The 23158-nt window shown below is 42.6% G+C and carries 27 protein-coding genes; 12 read left to right on the top strand and 15 right to left on the bottom strand.

What is annotated here, in order from left to right; translation table 11 throughout:
• The 3 genes from ACGHVY_RS24455 to ald form a co-directional block, all read left to right on the top strand.
• Window positions 1-286, top strand: a 286-nt coding sequence (locus tag ACGHVY_RS24455; RefSeq protein WP_390602100.1) for a transposase, incomplete at its 5' end; no start/stop codon positions are given.
• 1101 nt (window positions 287-1387) lie between these two features.
• The gene (locus tag ACGHVY_RS24460; protein WP_308745843.1) at window positions 1388-2071 is read left to right on the top strand and encodes a WG repeat-containing protein; all 684 of its coding nucleotides are present in this window, start codon (window positions 1388-1390) and stop codon (window positions 2069-2071) included.
• 126 nt (window positions 2072-2197) lie between these two features.
• Window positions 2198-3304: an alanine dehydrogenase gene (gene ald / locus ACGHVY_RS24465; protein ID WP_390602101.1), complete on the top strand. Its 1107-nt coding sequence runs from the start codon at window positions 2198-2200 to the stop codon at window positions 3302-3304.
• 154 nt (window positions 3305-3458) lie between these two features.
• On the opposite strand, the gene ACGHVY_RS24470 is transcribed toward ald, so the two are convergent.
• The 7 genes from ACGHVY_RS24470 to ACGHVY_RS24500 all read right to left on the bottom strand — a co-directional run bounded on the left by ACGHVY_RS24470 (window position 3459) and on the right by ACGHVY_RS24500 (window position 9091).
• The gene (locus tag ACGHVY_RS24470) at window positions 3459-4403 is read right to left on the bottom strand and encodes a nitronate monooxygenase (RefSeq protein WP_308745845.1); all 945 of its coding nucleotides are present in this window, start codon (window positions 4401-4403) and stop codon (window positions 3459-3461) included.
• Between the two features lie 164 nt (window positions 4404-4567).
• Window positions 4568-5296, bottom strand: coding sequence for a DUF4858 domain-containing protein (locus tag ACGHVY_RS24475; protein WP_390602102.1), 729 nt, complete (start codon window positions 5294-5296; stop codon window positions 4568-4570).
• Window positions 5297-5480: 184 nt separating this feature from the next.
• On the bottom strand, window positions 5481-6005 hold the full coding sequence (locus ACGHVY_RS24480) for a DUF4943 family protein (RefSeq protein ID WP_308745847.1): 525 nt from the start codon (window positions 6003-6005) through the stop codon (window positions 5481-5483).
• Between the two features lie 11 nt (window positions 6006-6016).
• The gene (locus tag ACGHVY_RS24485) at window positions 6017-7066 is read right to left on the bottom strand and encodes a porin family protein (RefSeq protein ID WP_390602103.1); all 1050 of its coding nucleotides are present in this window, start codon (window positions 7064-7066) and stop codon (window positions 6017-6019) included.
• A complete protein-coding gene (locus ACGHVY_RS24490) occupies window positions 7050-7601 on the bottom strand; it encodes an RNA polymerase sigma factor (RefSeq protein WP_390602104.1) in 552 nt (183 codons plus the stop codon). Before ACGHVY_RS24490 ends, ACGHVY_RS24485 begins: the two co-directional genes overlap by 17 nt.
• Before the next feature lie 256 nt (window positions 7602-7857).
• Entirely contained in the window at window positions 7858-8706 is an 849-nt protein-coding gene (gene nadC / locus ACGHVY_RS24495) for a carboxylating nicotinate-nucleotide diphosphorylase (protein WP_308745850.1), read from the bottom strand.
• Window positions 8699-9091: a DUF4783 domain-containing protein gene (locus ACGHVY_RS24500; protein WP_390602105.1), complete on the bottom strand. Its 393-nt coding sequence runs from the start codon at window positions 9089-9091 to the stop codon at window positions 8699-8701. The genes nadC and ACGHVY_RS24500 overlap by 8 nt, the downstream gene beginning before the upstream one ends.
• Window positions 9092-9218: 127 nt before the next feature.
• On the opposite strand from ACGHVY_RS24500, the gene rlmH reads away from it, so the two are divergent.
• Entirely contained in the window at window positions 9219-9692 is a 474-nt protein-coding gene (gene rlmH, locus ACGHVY_RS24505; protein ID WP_007765755.1) for a 23S rRNA (pseudouridine(1915)-N(3))-methyltransferase RlmH, read from the top strand.
• A 33-nt stretch (window positions 9693-9725) separates the two neighbouring features.
• Here the strand turns inward: rlmH and ACGHVY_RS24510 are convergent, their stop codons facing one another.
• From ACGHVY_RS24510 to ACGHVY_RS24530, 5 genes are all read right to left on the bottom strand, one after another.
• Window positions 9726-10367: an HD domain-containing protein gene (locus ACGHVY_RS24510; RefSeq protein WP_308745853.1), complete on the bottom strand. Its 642-nt coding sequence runs from the start codon at window positions 10365-10367 to the stop codon at window positions 9726-9728.
• A 31-nt stretch (window positions 10368-10398) separates the two neighbouring features.
• The gene (gene queF, locus ACGHVY_RS24515) at window positions 10399-10854 is read right to left on the bottom strand and encodes a preQ(1) synthase (RefSeq protein ID WP_308745854.1); all 456 of its coding nucleotides are present in this window, start codon (window positions 10852-10854) and stop codon (window positions 10399-10401) included.
• A 520-nt stretch (window positions 10855-11374) separates the two neighbouring features.
• Window positions 11375-12034 (bottom strand): 7-cyano-7-deazaguanine synthase QueC, encoded by a 660-nt coding sequence (queC, locus tag ACGHVY_RS24520; protein WP_390602106.1) that lies wholly within the window; start codon window positions 12032-12034, stop codon window positions 11375-11377.
• 8 nt (window positions 12035-12042) lie between these two features.
• On the bottom strand, window positions 12043-12723 hold the full coding sequence (locus ACGHVY_RS24525) for a queuosine precursor transporter (RefSeq protein WP_308745856.1): 681 nt from the start codon (window positions 12721-12723) through the stop codon (window positions 12043-12045).
• A gap of 358 nt (window positions 12724-13081) precedes the next feature.
• Entirely contained in the window at window positions 13082-13588 is a 507-nt protein-coding gene (locus ACGHVY_RS24530) for an RNA polymerase sigma factor (RefSeq protein ID WP_308745857.1), read from the bottom strand.
• 163 nt (window positions 13589-13751) lie between these two features.
• Between ACGHVY_RS24530 and ACGHVY_RS24535 the strand changes: the two genes are divergently transcribed.
• On the top strand, window positions 13752-15041 hold the full coding sequence (locus ACGHVY_RS24535) for a DcaP family trimeric outer membrane transporter (RefSeq protein WP_390602107.1): 1290 nt from the start codon (window positions 13752-13754) through the stop codon (window positions 15039-15041).
• 85 nt (window positions 15042-15126) lie between these two features.
• Here the strand turns inward: ACGHVY_RS24535 and ACGHVY_RS24540 are convergent, their stop codons facing one another.
• On the bottom strand, window positions 15127-16464 hold the full coding sequence (locus ACGHVY_RS24540; protein WP_308745859.1) for an outer membrane beta-barrel protein: 1338 nt from the start codon (window positions 16462-16464) through the stop codon (window positions 15127-15129).
• A gap of 211 nt (window positions 16465-16675) precedes the next feature.
• On the opposite strand from ACGHVY_RS24540, the gene ACGHVY_RS24545 reads away from it, so the two are divergent.
• The 6 genes from ACGHVY_RS24545 to ACGHVY_RS24570 all read left to right on the top strand — a co-directional run bounded on the left by ACGHVY_RS24545 (window position 16676) and on the right by ACGHVY_RS24570 (window position 21468).
• A complete protein-coding gene (locus ACGHVY_RS24545; RefSeq protein WP_390602108.1) occupies window positions 16676-17677 on the top strand; it encodes a 2-hydroxyacid dehydrogenase in 1002 nt (333 codons plus the stop codon).
• 60 nt (window positions 17678-17737) lie between these two features.
• Window positions 17738-18442: a pirin family protein gene (locus ACGHVY_RS24550; RefSeq protein ID WP_390602109.1), complete on the top strand. Its 705-nt coding sequence runs from the start codon at window positions 17738-17740 to the stop codon at window positions 18440-18442.
• Between the two features lie 31 nt (window positions 18443-18473).
• A complete protein-coding gene (pdxH, locus tag ACGHVY_RS24555; RefSeq protein WP_390602110.1) occupies window positions 18474-19118 on the top strand; it encodes a pyridoxamine 5'-phosphate oxidase in 645 nt (214 codons plus the stop codon).
• Window positions 19119-19185: 67 nt separating this feature from the next.
• Window positions 19186-19917 (top strand): MBL fold metallo-hydrolase, encoded by a 732-nt coding sequence (locus ACGHVY_RS24560; protein WP_308745863.1) that lies wholly within the window; start codon window positions 19186-19188, stop codon window positions 19915-19917.
• 13 nt (window positions 19918-19930) lie between these two features.
• On the top strand, window positions 19931-21076 hold the full coding sequence (locus tag ACGHVY_RS24565) for a DUF4468 domain-containing protein (RefSeq protein ID WP_308745864.1): 1146 nt from the start codon (window positions 19931-19933) through the stop codon (window positions 21074-21076).
• A 14-nt stretch (window positions 21077-21090) separates the two neighbouring features.
• A complete protein-coding gene (locus ACGHVY_RS24570) occupies window positions 21091-21468 on the top strand; it encodes a VOC family protein (protein WP_390602111.1) in 378 nt (125 codons plus the stop codon).
• 101 nt (window positions 21469-21569) lie between these two features.
• Here the strand turns inward: ACGHVY_RS24570 and ACGHVY_RS24575 are convergent, their stop codons facing one another.
• Both ACGHVY_RS24575 and ACGHVY_RS24580 read right to left on the bottom strand, forming a co-directional pair.
• Complete coding sequence (locus ACGHVY_RS24575) at window positions 21570-22049, bottom strand: DUF3592 domain-containing protein (protein WP_390602112.1); 480 nt, start codon at window positions 22047-22049, stop codon at window positions 21570-21572.
• Between the two features lie 5 nt (window positions 22050-22054).
• The gene (locus ACGHVY_RS24580; protein WP_022136515.1) at window positions 22055-22240 is read right to left on the bottom strand and encodes a hypothetical protein; all 186 of its coding nucleotides are present in this window, start codon (window positions 22238-22240) and stop codon (window positions 22055-22057) included.
• A 98-nt stretch (window positions 22241-22338) separates the two neighbouring features.
• Between ACGHVY_RS24580 and ACGHVY_RS24585 the strand changes: the two genes are divergently transcribed.
• Window positions 22339-23070, top strand: a complete 732-nt coding sequence (locus ACGHVY_RS24585; RefSeq protein WP_390602113.1) for a class I SAM-dependent methyltransferase — start codon at window positions 22339-22341, stop codon at window positions 23068-23070.
• Window positions 23071-23158: the final 88 nt, after the last annotated feature.

Raw genomic sequence — 23158 nt, forward strand, 5'->3', positions numbered from 1 at the left:
TCCGAAATTGATTCTGGAATCGGTCAGGTCACATTGGCAAGTGGAAAATAACTTGCATTGGCAATTAGATGTTTCCTTTAGAGAAGATTACACTAGAAAAACGGATAATGCAGCAGTTAACTTTTCACTCATGTGTAAAATGGCTCTTATCTTATTAAAGCAAAGTAAAAAGAAGATAGGGATAGCAGGGAAAAGAAAACTATGCGGGTGGGATGAGAAATACAGAGATGAAATACTAGGTATTCAAAGAATTATACCATCCACAGAGCAAAAAGATAACATGTAGAGATTATTGAGCGGTTGCCCTGGTATGTGAAGAAGTGAAGGCAACCAATACTAGAAACGATTTCGCAAAATCATTTCTCATATTCTCATAGAAAAGTATATTCATTTGATTACTAACAACATAAAGCATGAGAATTAAAATGTTTACATGCATTTCTCATAGTTTATAGCTATAAAATGCCTTTAAAGAAGGTATTTCTCATACTTTATTTTGTATTTCTCATGCTGCATATTATGCTTGTCTTTGTTTTAAGAAACTAATATGTAGAAGGCAATATAACCGTAGTTTGTATGTTAAGTCGATAGATAACATATCTTTCGTAACTGGCATTATTGTGTTTTTCTGCTTTCATCCGTATTATTCCACTCTAGTGAACAGAGCTGCGCACTCGGGTAGATAGACCTTTGCACTCTAGTGAACGAGTCTGTTCACTGGAGTGCAACGATAGAGATGTCTTATTGAAAATCTATTGATTATAGTAGTATAATCTTTGATTGTCAGTTAGTTATAACGAAAATGAACGGTGGCTTTATTACAGTTCATTAAGCGTTAATGATTAGACTATGAGAATAATGTTTTTGATGTATGAGAAATGCCAATAATAGTATGAGAAATGCATTGTTTTAAGTGCGTTTTCTTTATATATGTATGAGAAATGCATGTAAGTATTTTTATTCTCATGCTTTATGTTGTTAGTAATCAAATGAATATACTTTTCTATGAGAATATGAGAAATGATTTTGTTTTTTTTATTCTAGAACCGAATGAAATAATCTGCATTAAATAATAGTAGAAAGTAATATCTATAATGAAAAAATATACTTATATTTGTGGTGTGTCTTCGAAGTAAGATACAGTTTATTGAATTACTAGAGATAGTGTTTCATTATTATCTGTTGTGAAGAATCTGGTAAATTCTTAAATTGGGGAGGTAATGGCAACTAAGCGTTCACGTCTTTGTTATATGCAAGGGCGTGGACTCTGTTGTTCATTCCCCATTGGGCTTACCAGAGCCTTGAATAGGATGAACTAACGACGTCCACGCTTCTTCTGTATATACACGGTATCAGGGACGCTTACCGCCACAAACAATCAACAAGTATGGGCAACACTTTTACAAAGTTTTTTGCGTCTTTTTTAGCTTATGGTGTAGCTAATAAGAAAAAAAGTTTCTCGGCAGTCGGTCATTTCGCGGAAGGGTTAGCTCCCGCCAAAGGAAAAATCCAGTGGGGATACATCAACAAAGGATATGACATTGTCATTCCCCTAAAGTACGAACGGGCTTTTTCCTTTAAGGGAGGATTGGCGATGGTAGTACTCAACTCACAATATGGATATATTGATTGTACAGGACAAATAAAGATTCCTCTAAACTTCTCGGCAGCCCACTCATTCGAAGAAGAATGTGCACGAGTATGCAACAATGGATTATGGGGATTGATTGACAGACAAGGAAACTACATTCTGCCTCCGACATACAACCAGATGGAGCAGTTTACAGAAGGACTAGCCCTCGTCTCACAAGATAACAAGGTGGGCTTTATAAACATGAAAGGCGAAATCGTTATTCCTTTGGAATATGACAACGGCTGTCCTTTCTCAGAAGAACTGGCTGCCGTCTGCATCGAAAGCCAATCGTCCAAATGGGGATATATAGACAAGAACAACAAGGAAATACTTCCTTTTAAATATGATATTGCAGAACCCTTTTATAGCAATATAGCTCGAGTGGGCCTCTATGGAAAAAGCATGAAAATCAACAAACAGGGCAGTGAATGTCTATAAACAACCACTCTACGCATTTATTCATCTCAACAAACGACATTCTGTTCTAAAACATCCCCTTACGAATAACAACGTAAGGGGATTATTCGTACATTGGAGCCAGTAAAACCCTAAAAAAGTAACATTATGATCATCGGAGTACCCAAAGAAATCAAGAACAATGAGAACCGCGTAGGGATGACGCCTTCCGGAGTAGCCGAAGTGGTGAAACAAGGACATCAAGTATATATCCAGCATACAGCAGGAGTAAACAGCGGTTTTCCGGATGAAGCGTATCAAGCTGTCGGTGCACAGATTTTGCCAACGATAGAAGATATTTATGCCATTGCCGACATGATCGTAAAGGTGAAAGAGCCGATAGCTCCCGAATATAAACTCATCAGGAAAGAACAGTTACTGTTTACCTACTTCCACTTTGCTTCCGACAGAGATCTGACGCTTGCCATGCTTGCCAACAAATCAATATGCCTGGCCTACGAAACTGTAGAGAAAGCCGACCACTCATTACCCCTGCTAATACCTATGAGCGAAGTAGCCGGACGAATGTCTATTCAAGAGGGAGCCCGTTTCCTGGAGAAACCACAAGGTGGTAAGGGAATCCTTTTAGGCGGTGTTCCGGGAGTGAAACCTGCCAAGGTCTTGATTTTAGGTGGTGGAATCGTAGGTAGCAATGCCGCACAAATGGCTGCCGGGATGGGAGCAGACGTAACTATCGCAGATATAAATCTGGCTCGTCTGCGCTATCTGAGTGAAACATTGCCCAAGAACGTAAAGACATTGTATGCATCCGGACTAAGAATAAAGAAAGAATTGCCGGATGTCGACCTGGTTATCGGTTCTGTGCTGATACCCGGCGATAAAGCACCGCATCTGATTACAAAAGAAATGCTTTCAATGATGCAACCCGGTACGGTATTGGTGGACGTAGCAATCGATCAGGGAGGATGTTTTGAGACATCACATCCGACAACCCACAGTGAACCGACTTATGTTATAGACAATATCGTTCACTATGCGGTAGCTAATATTCCGGGAGCTGTTCCTTACACTTCTACCTTGGCACTGACCAACGCTACCCTGCCCTATGTTATCGCTCTAGCAAACAAGGGCTGGAAAAAAGCTTGCAAAGATGATCCGGCATTGGCACTCGGATTAAATATAATAGAAGGAAAAATCGTTTATAAAGCTGTGGCCAACGTATTTGGCTTGAAATACGAACCTGTCAGCCTATAATAAATGGGAATTTTTTAGGCACGGATTACACGGATTACGCTGTTGCTTTATGCAATCATATTTCTAAAAGCCGTGAAATCCGTGTAATCCGTGCCTAAAATGACAACATCCCGCATGGAAACTTTGCTGGGGCGCCACGCCCCTAAATTATCATTTATCTTTCAAAGAAATATTTCTTCTCCGCCGCTTGCTGATAAGATTCAATCAATTCGCCCATCACCTCCGTCACCGATTGCCGACGGGATATTATTGCCGAAACCTGCCCTATTTCCAGCTCACCTTCCTCCAAGTCACCTTCAAACATCCCTTTCTTTGCTCGTCCTTTTCCCAGCAGAGTTCGTAATTCTTCAGCAGAGGCACCACTGTCTTCCGCTTTTTCCACAGCATACCGGAAATCATTCTTCACCAAACGTGTCGGAGCCAGTTTCTTCAATAACAACTTAGTATCTCCCTCGCCAAGACTCAGACAATAATCCTTAAACACCGGACTTGCAGAGCTCTCTTCGGTCAAGGCGAAACGAGTACCTATCTGCACTCCCTCAGCCCCCAATACCATAGCAGCCAATATCCCTTCTCCCGTACCAATACCGCCAGCAGCTATCAAAGGCAAGGTCGTAGCCTCACGCACAGCAGGAATCAGACAGAAAGTAGTTGTTTCCTCACGACCATTGTGACCACCGGCCTCAACCCCCTCAGCCACCACGGCATCCACTCCCGCCTCCTCACATTTCACTGCAAAACGAGAGGAAGAAACTACATGAACAACCGTTATTCCACGTTCTTTCAACCATCCTGTCCATGTTTTCGGATTTCCGGCAGAAGTAAAAACAACCTTCACTCCTTCTTCCACCACAATATTCATTATCTCTTCTATCTGAGGATACATCAAAGGAATATTCACGCCAAAAGGAAGTTCCGTAGCCGCACGGCATTTACGAATATGTTCGCGCAAAGTTTCGGGATGCATGGAACCCGCACCAATCAGACCTAAGCCACCCGCATTACTCACTGCGGAAGCCAGCCGCCAACCGCTACACCATACCATTCCACCTTGAATTATAGGATACTGTATTCCTAGCAGAGAAGTTATTCTATTCATAATTAATAATTTATCAATGCGCTAATAATCTCATCCCCATAAGAAACCGGGTTATCACTAATGCGCTAATACAACAATATACAAATATATAAATTATTCAATTACAAACACTCTCCAGTCAGTATATTGTCGTATCGCAACATTAGTACATATATATAACGCCCTTAACGGGCAATCTGTTCGATTGGTTTATTTATCAATACAGTCGTCGAGTCTCCATAAGTCCGCAGAACCTCCAAGGTACGGGCACGATTATCTCTCCCTGTCTTATTCCAAAATTCTTTCGTAAAGACAGCCATCAGATCAAGTCCGCCGATAGTTCCACCATTGATATATACTCCGCTGCCACCAAACAAAGGAATAGGGCTATCCATCACTACCGAATTCACCATCATCCCATTGGCGCGTTCGCTCAACTGCCGGAAACGTACCCCGCTTGCCTGTATCTCATCCAAAGACTTGCGCATTCCCTTTGCCATCGGATTACGCGCCCAGTTGGAGTATGATCTTTGATGCCGCAGTTCATAGAAAGGATCTCCCCGCCAGGTATTCTTATCCACCCTAATCTTCTTCTGATAGACAGGATCCCAATTAAAACGGGTATTTGCCTTATACGGCATCAGGCTCAGCACCACTTTCGGTTTAGGTAATGCTTCGGGCAGCGATTCGTCAGGCAGCATCCACTTCTTCTCCTCCGACATCCGGGGACTTCCTACCGCGCCACCGAAATCAATCGACTTCACAGCATCCATATTTAAATGCAACTCCTGGTCGCTATCCAGCAACTTCTTCAGATGCAATGAATCTTGCGCCGTCCATACTTGCGAATATGCAAATAAAGTCATCAGACACAATACCATAGTTGCCCAAAAACGTTTCATCAATCTATTCATTCTCTTTACTCTTTCATTACCTAATACCTTTCAAACGCTTCATACATACCTGCACACAACCCGATTTTAGCAGTCCATTGAGCGTAGCAAGCCCCTGTCAGCAGTAAAAAGACTACTGATACAAACAAACGTTCCCACATGAATGTTCCCTATTTTTTATTCCGAACGCAATTCCTTTTTAGTGTCACCACCAACGATAGCCCGATCCGCAAAGCGGTTCGTCATAACACGGGTCAATCGTCCACCGGGTTTTCGGATATTGCCGTTCTTCCCACCAGCTACGATAGCAGGCGGCTGCATCAAGCACTTCCTCGTCAGTCAGAAAATAGATTGCTTCATAATTTTCAGCATTCGCCAACACCATTTTGCAACCCATTGACGGCGGTGTGCCCTGACGGATATATTCAATCACCCAAAGCATACATTCCCCCAAACGGATCTTACCGTTGTTCGTATTATAAACCGACGGAAAAGAAGGGATAATAGTCAAATCTTCCGCATATTTCAAAAGCTCGGGAATATCCTCTTCCATGAAATGAGGAACCTCCACCACTCCTTTATCATTCTTCATCTTATACGTGCCCGACTTCAATTGCTTCACAAAAAGAGCAACATCGGGATTGTTGTAATCCATTTCCTCGCTGTTGCATCCACTGAAAGATACAATCAGGCAAAGCGCCATCCACAGCATTACAAGTGTTTTTTTCATTTTCATAAGGATTAATACGTCATGCGAAGTCCGCAAAGTAAATTTAAATTAGTCGGCCGTTTCGTGCGCACCGTAGCCAGCTTCGAATCCGTGCTGAAATGATGCGAAATACCTGGTTCGGCAAAAAGCGCAAGCCGGTCGTTAATCTTATAATTGATTCCAATGCCGGCAGTCACTGCCAGTTGGACAGGTTCTTCCTTGAAACTATTGTCCGGTGCACCGGCGACACATTTATCCGCTATTCCGCCTACGGTAGCGTAAAGGTCAACTTTCTTTGTATCCATCAGCGTCACATTTACCCGGACAGGAATACCCAAGTAATGCAAATGCTGTCCTGCCGAACGAAGGTTCGAGTAAAGCAATCCGGTTTCTATCCCCAGAAAATCGTTCAGTTTCCGCTCTACTGTCACCCCTGCGGAAATTGGCATTTTATAAGTACCGTTATCTGCCGGAAGCGCCATACCGACCCGGGCTTTCATCGCCCAACGATGTTTCTTCACAGTTTTTTCGGGAATAACAGGCGAACTTGCAGTTTCTTCCTGTACGGCAGATGATTCCGTATTGGCATTTGCAGCCTGCCAAAATCCATTGTAACCCGGATTGCCATAACGGTTGCCATTGCCTGTGGTGGTAGTCGACGAAAACGAGAAAGACATAGAGAAAGTAATGGAAAGTGAATCCTCTTCCTCTACACATTGCGACAACATACCGAATGATTTAGGAGCCGGCTTCGGCAAAACCGGTTCTACCGGCAACGGCAACTGATTGACACGTATCCCGTCTCCATCCATCTGCCCGCCATTCGTCACGGCTATCTTCGTAAATGCCTCTTCCATCTCTTCCTTGGGAGAGAAATACAGGAAGGTAGCCGATGAAGCCGCCAAGACGAGCAACACAGATGCCGCAGCCGCCACACGGAAGAGCAGTATCCGACGGCGATGTTGGCAAGCCACAGGAATATCCTGCGAGAGCTCTTTCCAAAAGCCATCCCGGACACTCATTCCCGCATCAGCGAGACGTGTGCGAAACAAATCGGTTATTTCATCATTTTCTTTCTTCATGGTTCCTATACTCTTTAATTCTTTTTGCTAACAAATACTTGGCGCGATGCAACTGCGAAGTAGACGAATGCTCTTTGATATGGAGCATCTTAGCTATCTCCTTGTGCGACTTTTCTTCAAACACATAAAGGTTGAAAACGGTTCGGCAACCATCCGGCAATTCGGCTATAAAAGCCATTAACCGCTCCTCGGAGATTCCAGCCCCTCCTCCCGAATCCGATATATCGGGTATATCGGGAAGTTGCTCTTCATGCACTACCAACTGACTGATTCGTTTCTCCCGTCTCAGATAATCGAGCGACTGAGTGACCATCACCCGGGTTATCCATGTGCAGAGCGACGATTCGCCCCGGAAGGAGAAGTTGGTAAAAATCTTGATGAAACCGTCATGCAGTACATCATGCGCCGCATCCATATCGCCCGTATAGCGGAAACAAACCGCCAGCATTTGTTTGGAATAGAGGGTGTAAAGTTCCTTTCGGGCTGAATCCTTTCCTGCCCGACAGCCCTTTACCAGTTCTATTTCGTTTTCCAAGTCAATTACCTTTTTTAAAATCGAACGTATGTCTGCGCCGTTTTACCCTTTAGACGCAAAAGTTTGAGGAATGCTGCAACAGAAAATGTTAAAGAATACAAATGGAATGATTTTTCTGAAGCATTTGCGAAAGACATGAGGAAATGCAAACAGCCTTTAAGCACAGATTACGCGGATTACACAGTTTTTATTCTTGTCCGTGCAATCCGCGTAATCCGCGCCTAAAATATTTTCATGGCAAACTTCTCTCTTCCGCTCAACATGCCTTGAAGCTCATATCCAGCCCTTTCACTGAATGAGTCAGAGCACCCACAGAGATGAAGTCCACGCCACATTCGGCATAGTCACGAAGAGTATCAAAGGTGATGCCGCCCGAAGATTCGGTTTCGTATTTGCCAGCTACCATCTCTACTGCCTTTTTCGTCATTTCGGGAGTGAAGTTATCAAACATGATACGGTCTACCCCACCAAGATCGAGCACCTGTTGCAGTTCGTCGAAGCTGCGGACTTCTATTTCTATTTTCAGGTCTTTACCTTTTTCTTTGCAATACTCTTTGGCACGGGTGATAGCCTTGTCAATCCCTCCGGCAAAGTCTACATGATTGTCCTTCAAAAGAATCATGTCGAACAAGCCGATACGATGGTTTACACCGCCACCGATTTTCACTGCCATCTTTTCCAGAATACGCATACCCGGAGTTGTCTTGCGGGTATCCAAAACGCGGGTATTTGTGCCTTCCAGTTTCTTCGCATATTTGCGGGTCATCGTCGCGATACCGCTCATACGTTGCATCACATTCAGCATCAGACGCTCGGTCTGAAGCAGCGACTGTATCTTTCCTGATACTATCATTGCCACATCCCCCGGTTTCACTTCCGTTCCGTCGTTGATAAACACCTCGACTTTCATGGTCGGATCAAAACGGTTGAAGATTTCCTTAGCCACCTCGATACCTGCCAGCACACCGGCTTCTTTGATAAGCAATTTTGATTTTCCCATTGCCGTAGCGGGAATACATGAAAGGGTGGTATGGTCGCCATCACCTATATCTTCTGCAAAAGCAAGATCGATCAGTTTGTCGATCAGTTCTTTTTCCTTATTCATTGATTTTGTCAATTCTTATTTGGTGTATTAAACATTTGTCCTGTACTTTCTTCAAGAAGCAATTCACACGAAAACTTCCCTTTGTAGTAGCCATCGTTCCGATAACGAAACTTGATTCGTCCCGTTTCCCTTGATGGTTCACGTTAAATCCGCTGACTTTATTCTCCGTGAAGAATTCTTGCATCACAGTCGTTGCCTTTTGCTTGTCAACGCTTGTCGAGCGACCTTGGAGCACCAGGTTTACCTTGTTCCCCATATACTTACTCAGCTCTTGTGAGCTTCCTCTTTTAAATGCCGTAACCACTCCTGCCGGTATCTCTTGCGCCATAAGCAACGAGAGGGAAAGAAGCAAAGCGGTCATTCCTACGAGCACTCGTTTTTTCATAATTACAAGCTTTTAAGTTGAAGTTTAAAGGATTAAACTTTCAACTAATGATAGGCAAAGGTAAGCATTAATTGCAGAATAACATAAAAAATGCCTATTTTTGTGCATTAATCAGAAGTATAGAGACATGAAGACAACCTTGCTCGTCGTAGGACGAACCGTAGAACAACACTATATCACAGCTATCAACGACTATATACAGCGTACCAAACGCTATATCACTTTTGATATGGAAGTGATTCCCGAACTGAAAAACACGAAAAGCCTTTCGATGGAAGTACAGAAAGAAAAGGAAGGCGAGTTAATACTGAAAGCTCTCCAACCGGGAGATGTGGTGGTGCTGCTCGATGAACACGGAAAAGAGATGCGCTCCCTTGAATTTGCCGATTACATGAAGCGGAAAATGAATACAGTCAACAAACGGCTGGTTTTCATTATCGGGGGGCCTTACGGATTCTCGGAGAAAGTGTATCAGGCTGCCCATGAAAAGATTTCAATGTCGAAAATGACTTTCTCGCACCAAATGATCCGGCTGATATTCGTGGAACAGATTTACCGGGCGATGACGATATTGAATGGAGGACCGTATCATCACGAGTAATACTTCCCGAACAAATCAAGAAAGAATGGAGCACTACTCATCTCCATTCTTTTCATTTTTATAAAGTTTATCAAATACTCGTTGGAGTTCTTCTTCATCCATAATCAACTCCCGAAGTTCCGCCAAACGTCCGGCATTATCCGATTGAGGTATCCATAAATTCAGATACCCGCCTTCCGCATACTTATCATTAAGATGTTTACGAAAGCGGACATATTGCTGTTCTTTATCCATTTCCGGATAATGAGATAATCCATATTGAACGGTACGGCGCAAAGTTATTTCAGGGTCAATGATACGGTCGGCCTCGGCTACTATTTTTCCATAAATACTTCTCGGAGCCTGTTTATTGGAAGCCCGATGATCTTCTATCGCTTCTTTCATCTGCAACAATTGCTCATCCGTAAACCAACGTCGCAAGATTTCATCTGCCAGCAATATCCTGCCGGAGACTATATGATGGAACTCACGTCCCTCACAGAGTCCCAGGTCATGATAAGCAGCAATGATATAAACCATCGAATAATCGACTTCATAATACATTGCCAGTTTCAGACTTTCTTCAATCACTTTTTCCACATGGTCTATCTGATGTGCCTTGTCAAAGCCGGCATATTGCGGAATAATCTTTTCGCAGACATAATCTTGCAATTCAACGGGGATATTATGAACCATATTCGATATTTTTTAGATTTTATACTTTGTGCTACTCCCGGTTCATCAACCGATGCTCCGCCATCTGTTCGAATTTTGTTCCCGGACGACCATAATTGGCATACGGATAGATAGAGATACCACCACGGGGGGTAAAGATTCCTGTTACTTCGATGTATTTGGGATTCATCAATTTAATGAGGTCTTTCATGATGATATTCACGCAGTCCTCATGAAAAGCACCATGATTACGGAAGCTGAAAAGATAGAGTTTCAAGCTCTTGCTTTCTACCATTTTTATATCCGGAATATAGCTGATACGTATCTCCGCAAAGTCCGGCTGCCCGGTGATGGGACACAGACTTGTAAATTCAGGGCAGTTGAAACGTACCCAATAGTCATTCTGAGGATGCTTGTTATCAAAGGCTTCCAATACTTCTGGAGCATAATCTTGTTTATACTCGGTCTTTCTTCCTAATAAGGAAAGTTGGTCTTTTAATTCTGTCATTTGTACTCGTTTACTACAACCTCTACACTAAACAAAAAACGCATTTCCTCTTTCACCTATCACCGACTAGACTCAAATACCTTATTCATAAGCATTTGAGTGGTGAATGATTCATTTTACAACCTATCACCGTATCTATCACCTATCACCATCAACTCTCCCTCCCCCCACGGCTGCTTTGTCCCCGCCTTGCTTGTTACGGTATGTTGCATGTGGTCAAACAAAGTGTTTCACGCCTTGGAACAAATAGTTTCAAGCAATAGAAACTTTAGTTTCTCACCGATGAAACAACAGTTTCAAGCTATTGAAACTAGATTAAGCCGATACATTCCGGACAGAAGCTACTAGCATTCTATTCATTAGAACTTACCGGTGACAGTAGATGTGACGGCAAAATGTCAGGTTCAGTTGCTGTCACCACTTGCTGTCACAAATTATTTATCTTATAATCAAATGCTTAATAACAAAAGTGTGACAGATGACAGCAAAAAAATGCATTTTTAATCTCTATGTAGAGAGATTATTGATTTTTACTTTTTAAATACTTTTCCAGTCCTTCCCGACGCAATGTACAAGCCGGACAATGCCCGCAACCATCTCCCTGAATACCATTATAGCATGTCAAAGTCTCGGTGCGAATCAGTTCCAACACTCCCAGTTCGTCTGCCAAAGCCCATGTCTCTGCTTTATCAATCCACATCAGAGGGGTATGGATTACGAATTGTTCATCCATAGCCAGGTTCAATGTCACGTTGAGGGATTTGATAAATGCATCCCGGCAATCGGGATAACCACTGAAATCTGTTTGTGAAACTCCCGTTATCAAATGATTGATACCACGCTCGCGGGCATATACTGCCGCAATACTTAGAAAAAACAGGTTACGTCCCGGGACAAATGTATTGGGAGCGCTATCTGCCGGTTTCTCTTGGTCCATCACCATCGTAGTGTCGGTCAGGGAGTTACGTCCCAGTTGCCCGATGAAAGATACATCCATCACATCAAACTCCACTTCCGCTTTACGGGCTATCTCCCGGGCAAGTTCCACTTCTTTCTGATGTTTCTGACCATACAGAAAACTTAAGGCATATACTTTTTTAAAGTTGCGTTTTGCCCAATACAGGCAAGTGGTGGAATCCTGTCCGCCACTGAACACAACCAATGCTGCTTCTCGATTCATAATCTATCTTAAATATCTTTGATTTTCAGTACGTTGTAAGAAATATCAGTATCATAGACATCACTACCGTCTATTTTCTTGATGGCTTTCACCACGCGGATAGTCACCGGAAGAATCATCACTTCGTACATGGATTTCAGTACGATTTGGATTCCCATCATAATGAGCAGTTCTTTCCAGGCGATAATTCCTCCAAAAGCTACCGGGAAGAAAATCAATGAATCGGCAGTCTCTCCTACAACAGTCGACCAAATGGCACGGGCGGAAAAGTTACGTCCCTGACTGGCTACTTTCATCTTACTCATCACATATGCATTGAGAAACGAACCGACCAAGAATGCCATCAGACTGGCAGCCACGATACGGGGTGCCATACCGAATACAAAATCAAAATGCTCTTCGCCTTCCCAAAAAGGAGCAGCCGGAATGGCAACAGCTATCAGTCCAAGGGCTACAACAAAGAAGTTCATGGCAAAACCGCTCCAAATGATAAGGCGCGCTTTCTTGAACCCCCAAACTTCGGCGATACAATCATTGATAATATAAGAAATAGGAAAAACCAATAATCCGGCGGTTACGGTCAGGCTACCGATTTGGATTACTTTCGTTTCAAGAAGATTGGCTGCAATAAGGCACACATTAAAAAGAATGCCGAGCAGCATAAAAGGTACGGATACTTTCTCTTTCATAATTCCTGTTTTTTACGTGGTGTTCTAGAATACACGACCGCTATTCACGGCATCAAATATCTTTTTTATTCTTTTGTGCTGCAAAGGTATAGGAAAACTATGAAAAAGCAAAAGAAAATAAAAGCAATATCATCATCTATCAAAGTGAAGACGGGCAGAAACACATAGAAGTACAGATGGCGAAATTACATCAAACATCTGGATGCCATACTGTCTTCCACGGGAGAAGTTCTATTGATGGATTCTGGTATGATAGGCCATGGATAAAGCGAAATGAACCTTTCCTGCCATAGACACTGGCAGGAAAGCTTTCAACTTTGACCTTAAAACACATCACTCAATCAACCAGAAGTATGCGTCAGGATGAGAAATCTTTCAATTCCTCTTTCAACCGTTTACGGATGAAAAACAAACGACTCTTCACCGTCCCCATCGGCAGTCCTAACTTCTCGGCAATTTCTCTATACTTGAATCCGGCTACAAACATCTGGAAGGGTACTTTCATTTCTTCCGGTATCGAATGTATCACACGGTATAAATGCTTCATATCATAGGTAAACTCAAATCTGTCGGCATCGTCATCTTCAATCATAGATTGCTGATTGACAGAATATGTATCGTCCATAATATTCATTTCGCGAACTGTGCGGCGGTAATTATTGACGAAAATATTACGCATGAGGGTGTACATCCACCCTTTCAGATTCTTGCTATACGTAAACTTTTCATGGTTATCCAATGCATGCAGCACACAGTCCTGAACCAAATCATTGGCAGAATCACGGTTTGCCGTCAACTTATAGGCGAAGCGGTGCAAATCCGGCTGTATGTCTAATATTCCTTGAGTAAATTCTACTTTTCCCATCGTCGTATTTCCTTTATCTAATTAGTACGATACAAAGATCCACTTTTTTAGAATCATTATAAATAGCAATTCTTCCGATTAGTTTGGCAATTTTTCCTTTGGCCCTCTCAACCATTTCTTTTTTTAGTTGTTCATTGGGCATTCACCTAAAACTTAACTGATAATGAAAACAAGTTTCAAAATGGTAGCTATGCTACTGGGGATGGGAATCTTTCCCCTCTGTGCTCATGCACAAAAGAAAGTAATCATCGAAGATGAGGAACCCAATTCTATCATGTTCGTCTCCCGGGATAAGGCAGGAGACGAAATTATCCGCATCATGAACGACCGTTCGCAGATGCGTTTCCACGACCCGAACGCTCCCCGCTTTCTGCTCACTGACCAAAAGGGTAAGTTTGCTTTAGGCATCGGCGGATATGTCCGCGCAACAGCGGAGTATGACTTCAATGGGATTGTTGACAACGTGGATTTCTATCCGGCATTAATCGGTCAACCGGGAAAAGGAAATTTTGCCAAAAATCAATTCCAGATGGACATCACCACTTCTACCCTATTCCTTAAACTGGTAGGACGTACGAAACATCTCGGCGATTTTGTTGTTTACACTGCCGGTAACTTCCGCGGAGACGGGAAGACCTTTGAATTACAAAATGCTTATGCGCAATTCCTCGGTTTCACCATCGGATACAGCTATGGTTCGTTCATGGATCTTTCTGCTCTTCCGCCTACTATCGACTTTGCAGGCCCTAACGGTTCGGCCTTTTACCGTACCACACAATTAAGTTATATGTGCGATAAGTTGAAAAACTGGAAATTCGGGGTAGCTGTGGAAATGCCTTCGGTAGACGGAACGACCAACAGTGATGTTTCTATCAACACCCAACGGATGCCGGACTTCGCCGCTTCCGCACAATATAACTGGAACAGTAATAGTCATATTAAATTAGGTGCTATTGTACGTAGTATGACTTATTCAAGCAATGTATATGATAAAGCATATTCTACTACAGGATTCGGTCTGCAAGCATCTACAACGTTTAATATCACAAAGAAGTTACAGGCTTACGGGCAGTTTAATTATGGTAAGGGGATCGGTTCTTATCTGAATGATTTAAGTAATCTGAATGTGGATATTGTTCCCGATCCTGATGATGAAGGAAAGATGCAGGTTCTCCCGATGTTGGGATGGTATGCCGGATTACAGTATAATATTTGCCCGAATTTCTTCGTATCGGGTACGTATAGTTTGTCCAGACTTTATTCTGAAAATGGGTATCCAAGTGAAAACCCGGAGTCTTATCGTAAAGGACAGTATCTTGTAGCTAATGCTTTTTGGAATGTAAGTAGTAATCTGCAAGTGGGTGTCGAGTATTTGAGAGGATGGCGCAGCGATTTCAATTCTTCAACAAGTCATGCAAACAGGTTGAATATGCTGGTACAGTATTCTTTCTAAATTAATTGGTAAAAAGGTTGAAGCCGCCACAAAACAGTTGTTTGAGACGGCTTCTGCTATAGAAAATTGTAATGATTATGCGTAATCAAAATCTGTAATCAATGCTAAGACCAAACACTTTATTAGTACGGCTATACACATTAGTACCAGACAATCCCGTACTATTATAGTTTTGCGAAGTCTTCGTATAATCGTCGTAGTTAGTCCACATATATCCTACATTCAAAGCTGCTCTATCACTCAATATTACTTTCGCACCAACCCCTAATGAATAAGAGTCACAAGAGAAACTTGTATCGCTTTGGAAGTTGTCGGATAATCCATAATCCGTAATCTGGCCACCACAACTCAAAGTCAACCGCTTGACTATATCCCATTCAATACCCATCAAATATTCGTTTGTTCCCTTTGTCAGAAACTTCTGCTTGTCACCAGCCATACCCGCTTTCTTATCATCATAAAAATGGTATTCTACAGAAGCACGCAACACTGGCAAAATCTCATAAGCAGCTGCAACTGAAAGCATAGAAGGAATGTCGTTAGGAGTATTCACACCGTGCTTGAAAGCAGCTAATGTACCATTTTCATCGGTATTTTTTTTCGTATTATTTTCGATATTCAGATTAGTCTTGAATTCATATTTTGCACCGAAGTTAAATTTACCGAACTTAGCATCCACGCCGACAACCGGAGTTAATCCCCAACCGGTTTGATCGCAATCCAGCGCTAAATTCATCAAATTCTTACCACCATAATTTTCTTTCAGTTTGGCATCCAAATAACCTTCATAACCACCCGTAAAATAATTCATACGGCCACCACCAAATACAGAAAGCCAATCATTAATTTTGTAAGACAAGCCTAATTGTACGGAATAAATATACTGTTTACCATCCATCGCACTGTTAATATCCAACATATTAGGAGACACTGGAGTACCCTCTTTGGAAGTTGCCTTAAATATACCCGCCATAGCCAATGACTCAAACATAGGTAGTCCATCATCAAATGAAGCCTTTCCACCTCCACCAGTGATGGCAAAAAAGCCGGAAATAGTCCAGTCACCTTTTTTATATGCAGCAAACACGCTGGGAATAATCGGTGCAGCCGCTTTTCCTTTATAATACTTAGCAAAAGATTCAGTGGATGGTGTCGCCCCATCCATAGTATATCTCATAAAGCTAGCATCAATATTTCTCGTCTGAAAAGCACTCTGAATGCTCAATCCCATATGGAAACCGTCATTCGGCAAAAAAGCTAAACCGGCAGGATTAGATAAAGCACCATCAATTTCAAAAGTAGCACCACGAGATAGCATACGAAGAAAAGCAGCGTGTTGATTAGTATTTGTCAGAAGACCTCCGGCAAAAGTTGGAATTGAAACGATTAGCATTACAAATCCAATCAAGGAAATTTTTCTCATCTAAATCTTTTTTAAATTATTTCGGGCGCAAAGATACAATATTATTGCACACGAGACACACGTTTGTGCACTTATTTTCATTTACCCACTCATTTTAATTGAAAAATCAAACTGTTTCTAATGAAACAATCTATATTTACCATCAGATAGAAAGCAAACAAATACACCTGTTTTTACGTTTTCATAGTATAATAAACTATATAATCATATTATGGCCTATACTATTGCATTTTTTGGCACAAAGCCTTATGACGAGGCTTCTTTCAATGATAAAAACAAAGAGTTCGGATTTGAGATACGTTATTACAAAGGAAATCTGAACAAGAACAATGCACTACTGACGCAAGGCGTAGATGTCGTATGTATCTTCGTAAATGATACTGCCAACGCAGAAGTAATCCGTATTATGGCTGCCAACGGAGTAAAACTGCTGGCTCTCCGATGTGCCGGATTCAACAATGTGGATTTGGATGCGGCTGCCGCTGCCGGAATTACCGTCGTACGTGTACCGGCCTACTCACCCTATGCGACCGCCGAATATACGGTGGCGCTTATGCTGTCGTTAAACCGCAAGATTCCCCGTGCTTCCTGGCGTACCAAGGACGGCAATTTTTCCCTTCATGGCTTGATGGGATTCGATATGCACGGAAAGACAGCAGGTATTATCGGCACAGGAAAAATAGCGAAAATCCTTATTCATATCCTAAGAGGTTTCGGCATGAATGTGCTGGCATATGACCTCTACCCCGATCATAACTTCGCACGGGAAGAACAGATTGTCTATACCTCATTAGATGAATTATATCATAATTCGGACATTATTTCATTGCACTGCCCGCTCACCGAAGAGACGAAGTATCTTATCAACGACTACTCCATCAGCAAGATGAAGGACGGAGTGATGATTATCAATACCGGCCGCGGACAGTTGATTCATACCAATGCACTGATTGAAGGATTAAAAAACAAGAAAATCGGTTCCGCAGGTCTGGACGTATATGAGGAAGAAAGCGAATACTTCTACGAAGACCAGTCCGACCGCATTATCGACGATGATGTGCTGGCACGTCTGCTCTCATTCAACAATGTTATTGTCACCTCCCACCAAGCCTTCTTCACACGTGAAGCATTGGAGAATATCGCCCAGACAACTTTGCAGAATATAAAAGATTTTATCAATCGCAAGCCTTTGCTAAATGAAGTGAAGAGATAAAACTTTTATCCCCTCGCTTTGTTTACAAGACATATAAACAATAAGAAAAAAGAGAGAATTATGAAGAAAGTTATACATAAAGCAGATACAAGGGGACACTCCCAATACGATTGGCTGGATAGTTACCACACTTTCAGCTTCGATGAATACTTCGATTCCAACCGTATCAATTTCGGTGCTCTCCGTGTATTGAATGATGACAAGGTTGCACCCGGAGAAGGATTCCAGACGCATCCTCACAAGAATATGGAAATCGTTTCGATTCCCTTGAAAGGACATCTGCAACATGGAGACAGCAAGAAGAACAGCCGGATTATTACTGTCGGAGAAATTCAGACAATGAGCGCCGGAACAGGAATCTTCCATAGCGAAATGAACGCAAGTCCCGTAGAACCGGTGGAATTTCTGCAAATATGGATTATGCCGAGAGAACGGAACACACGTCCCGTTTATCAGGACTTCGATATCAGCGGACTGGAACGTCCGAATGAGCTGGCGGTAATCGTATCGCCCGATGGCAGTACACCTGCGTCCCTCTTGCAAGACACTTGGTTCTCTATCGGCAAGGTAGAAGCCGGAAAGAAGTTGGGATACCACATGCACCAAAGTCATGCAGGCGTATATATATTCCTTATCGAAGGGGAAATTGTAGTAGAAGGCGAAGTGATGAAACGCCGTGACGGAATGGGTATTTACGAAACCAACAGTTTTGAACTGGAAACATTGAAGGACTCACATATTCTGTTGATAGAAGTACCGATGTGAGAGATTATTAATTAGAAGTTACAGTTTGTAGATGAAAATAAATCTAGCTGATATTCGACAGGAATATACCAAAAGCGGGTTGCGGGAAAATGAACTTCCCGGTGACCCGCTTTCGCTTTTCAGCCGCTGGCTGCAGGAAGCGATTGACGCAGAAGCAGACGAACCGACCGCTGTCATCGTGAGCACTGTCTCTCCCGAAGGAAAGCCATCCACACGCACTGTGTTACTAAAAGGGCTCCATGACGGAAAGTTTGTCTTTTACACGAATTACGAAAGCCGCAAAGGAAGACAGTTGGCACAGAATCCGTACATCTCCCTTTCTTTTGTGTGGCACGCACTCGAGAGACAAGTGCACATAGAAGGGACGGCAGCCAAAGTTGAACCGGAAGAATCGGATGAATATTTCCGTGTACGTCCTTATAAAAGCAGAATCGGCGCACGAATCTCTCCGCAAAGCCAGCCCATCAAAAGCAGGATGCAGTTGATGCGTGCTTTCGTCAGAGAAGCAGCCCGGTGGATAGGGAAAAATGTGGAAAGACCTGCCAACTGGGGCGGATATGCGGTTACACCTACAAGAATCGAGTTTTGGCAGGGACGCCCCAACCGTCTGCACGACCGCTTCCTATATACCCTGCAACCGGATGGTGAATGGAAAATCAGTCGCCTTGCTCCCTGATTTCATCGATTTTTCTTGGCAAGTCCAACTAGAATACGTAATATTGCAACTATAAAACATTCAGCTTATGACACTGGATTATATCTATCACAGCGGTTTCGCCATCGAAGCGGAAGGTGTGACCGTTATCATTGATTACTACAAAGATTCTTCCGAATCCGAACATAACCGGGGAATCGTACATGATTATCTGCTGCAAAGGCCGGGTAAACTGTATGTATTGGCTACTCACTTCCACCCCGATCACTTCAACCGTGATATATTGACGTGGAAAGAACAACGTTCCGACATTCAATATGTTTTCTCCAAAGATATTCTGAAATCACACCGCGCCAAAGCTGAAGACGCTTTCTATATTAAAAAAGGAGAAACGTACGAAGATGATACAATCCGTATTGACGCGTTCGGCTCGACGGATGTCGGCAGTTCGTTCCTGATTCATCTGCAAGATTGGAGTATCTTCCATGCCGGCGACCTGAACAACTGGCACTGGAGTGAAGAATCCACCGAAGCAGAGATACGAAAAGCCAACGGCGATTTCCTTGCAGAAGTTAAATATTTAAAAGAAAAAGCGCCGAACATTGATTTAGTACTATTTCCGGTGGATCGGAGAATGGGAAAAGATTACATGAAAGGGGCAAAACAGTTCATCGAACAAATAAAAACTACTATATTTGTGCCCATGCACTTCAGTGAAGATTATGAAGGCGGCAACGCGCTTCAAAGTTTTGCCGAAAATGCAGGATGCCGTTTTATCAGCATCACCCGTCGGGGCGAAAGTTTTGAGATTACCAAATAAACACATTATAATTATGAATAAGTTTACGATTCTGTTTCTTACCCTGTTCCTCGCATTGCCGATGGCAATGAAGGCAAATTCTGCAAAAGATAAAAAAGACGATACCAGATATCTTGTAGGGGCTGTTCCCGAAGTAGATGGTAAAGTAGTATTCTCCAAGGAATTCCAAATTCCCGGAATGAGCCAGGCACAAATCTACGATACGATAATGAAGTGGATGGACGAACGCCTGAAAGAAAATAAGAACGTCGACAGCCGCATCGTCTTTTCCGACGAAGCCAAAGGTACGATTGCCGGCGTGGGAGAAGAATGGATTGTGTTTAGTTCCAGCGCATTGTCTTTGGACCGTACATTAATCAATTACCAGATTACGGTTACTTGCAAACCCGGCAATTGCTTGGTAGAACTGGAAAAGATACGCTTCACCTACCGTGATACTGAAAAATATAAAGCGGAAGAATGGATTACCGACAAATATGCGCTGAATAAAGCAAAGACTAAATTGGTGCGCGGATTGGCTAAATGGCGTAGAAAAACGGTAGATTTCGCTGATGATATATTTATGGATGTAGCCGTAGCTTTCGGAGCACCGGATACTCGCCCAAGAGCAGAGAAAAAGAAGAAGGAAGAAGAGCAAAAGGCTCCGTCAATCGTTGCAGCCGCAGGCCCGATCGTCATTGGTGGTGCAGATGCGAAGACTGACATTAAAGTGACGACAGGAGAACCTGTCCAAAATACTGTTCCTGCCGCAACTCTTACTCCTGCTACTCCCGTAGGCAAGGCTTCAGCAGATATGCCGGGCTATACAGAAGTTAATTTGAAACAGATTCCGGGCGAAGTATACGCGTTAATGGGAAGCGGAAAATTAGTTATCAGTATCGGAAAGGATGAGTTCAACATGACAAATATGACTGCCAATGCCGGTGGTGCGCTGGGTTATCAGTCGGGCAAGGCTGTGGCTTACTGCACGCTTTCACCCGAGCAGTCTTATGATGCCATAGAAAAAGCGGATAGTTATACTCTGAAACTCTATGCTCCGAACCAAACAACTCCTTCGGCTGTTATCGAATGTAAGAAACTGCCTTCACAAACTGCCCCGCAAGCCGGACAACCGCGCACATATGTCGGAGAGATTGTGAAACTCTTAATGAAACAATAAGGAAAATTGCAACAATGGAAATAAAAAGTAAATTTGACCATTTCAATATCAATGTAACCAACCTGGAGCGGAGCATTGCTTTCTATGAGAAAGCGCTCGGCTTGAAAGAACATCACCGGAAAAAAGCTTCCGACGGTTCGTTCACGTTAGTCTATCTGACAGACAGCGAGACAGGCTTTCTTCTGGAATTGACCTGGCTGAAAGATCATACCGCTCCGTATGAACTGGGCGAGAATGAAAGCCATCTCTGCTTTCGTGTAGCCGGTGATTACGATGCAGTCAGGGCTTATCACAAGGAAATGAATTGCGTATGTTTTGAAAATACTGCCATGGGGCTTTATTTCATTAACGACCCGGACGATTATTGGATTGAGATACTTCCACAGAAGTGACTGGAGGCGCGTTAAAATGCCCTAATTACAATATTCCCCCTGCCATATAGCTATGACAGGGGGAATTTATTTTAAAAGAAAGTGTTTCACTCTCTTATCAGTTATTTAACAAATACATAACAGATGCCTAAAACACTTGCTGCTACATAAATACATCCGGGAACAAACAGTTTACATAATAATCTTGTAAGAGGCATAGTGGAAAATGCTAAAATATTATCCGGAGTCTTCGGATTGCATATAACTGTTACTTTATCTCCTACGTGAGGTGTCTTTTGAGAATATAACTTCTGAGAATAATTAGCCGTTTCCACGATAAAATCATATGTGGCTATTCGGCGATGCATTTCTTTCTCTTCATCCGATTTATACTCCACTATAGGACAATTCGCTGTAATAGCACCATCATCGCTGCCATAAGTCTTAGTCTCTACCTCCACAACTCTTCCATGCATCTTCGTTCCGCTATTCTTCATTATAGAAACAAACATCATCCAGACCATCACCGTCCTTAACACCAAGGTAATTCCCTTAAATAGTAGTATAATTGACGCTACGCAAATAATAATATTGATTACCACGATATTTACTTTTTATGTCGATTTGCTCTTTTTTTACGGATATCCGCTTTCATCTTTGCAGCCCCCGAACCGTGTTGTCCACGAATATAGGTTGCTTTTTTCGCTTTCGTTTTCACTTTTTCCTCTTCTTTGGGTTTATCTTTCTTACCTTTAAAAACGATTCCACCCATTATTGCTTCTTCAATACTCATATAATATAAATTATTAATATCCACATTTACAACGGCAAAGATAATCCTTTTCTACGGATTTATTTATCTTTGCCGACTAAAACAATATATAACCGTCAATGGCAACAATAACTCTTTCTACAGAAAAGGATCCGATGGGAGCCGCTATTTCTGATTATTTCAATCATCGCAGAGCTGACCGCTTACGAGTATTTTCTTCTCAATTCGAAGAAGATGAAATCCCTGTCAAGGAACTGTTCCGCAATACCCAATCCATGTCTGTACTAGAACGTACCGCTCTAGAAATGGCTACAGGACGGATATTAGATGTGGGTGCAGGAAGCGGTTGCCATGCATTGGCACTTCAAGAAGTGGGAAAAGACGTATGTGCCATTGATATTTCTCCGCTATCTGTCGAGGTCATGAAACAACGGGGAGTCAATGACGCCCGTCTCGTCAATCTCTTTGATGAAACATTTACTGAAACGTTCGATTCTATCCTGATGCTGATGAATGGTTCGGGAATTATCGGAAAGTTAAGTAATATGCCCGGTTTCTTTCAACGGATGAAACGCCTCCTTCGCCCCGGCGGTTGCATATTAATGGACTCCAGCGACCTTCGTTATCTTTTCGAGGAAGAGGACGGGAGCATAGTCATTGATTTAGCCGGAGATTATTACGGAGAAATTGATTTTCGGATGCAGTATAAGGATGTAAAAGGGGATACATTCGATTGGTTATATATCGATTTTCAGACACTTAGCTTATATGCGTCCGAATGTGGGTTCAAAGCCGAACTGGTAAAAGAAGGCAAACACTACGATTATTTGGCAAAGCTCAGTCTCGCCTAAGTAATCCAAGATGAATATAGTGACGGTATGCAGTAAAGATAGTGACGCTATATAACAGAAATAGTGACGCCATCCTGATGTGATAGCG

This window comes from Bacteroides sp. f07 (assembly GCF_042854785.1).
GTDB lineage: Bacteria > Bacteroidota > Bacteroidia > Bacteroidales > Bacteroidaceae > Bacteroides.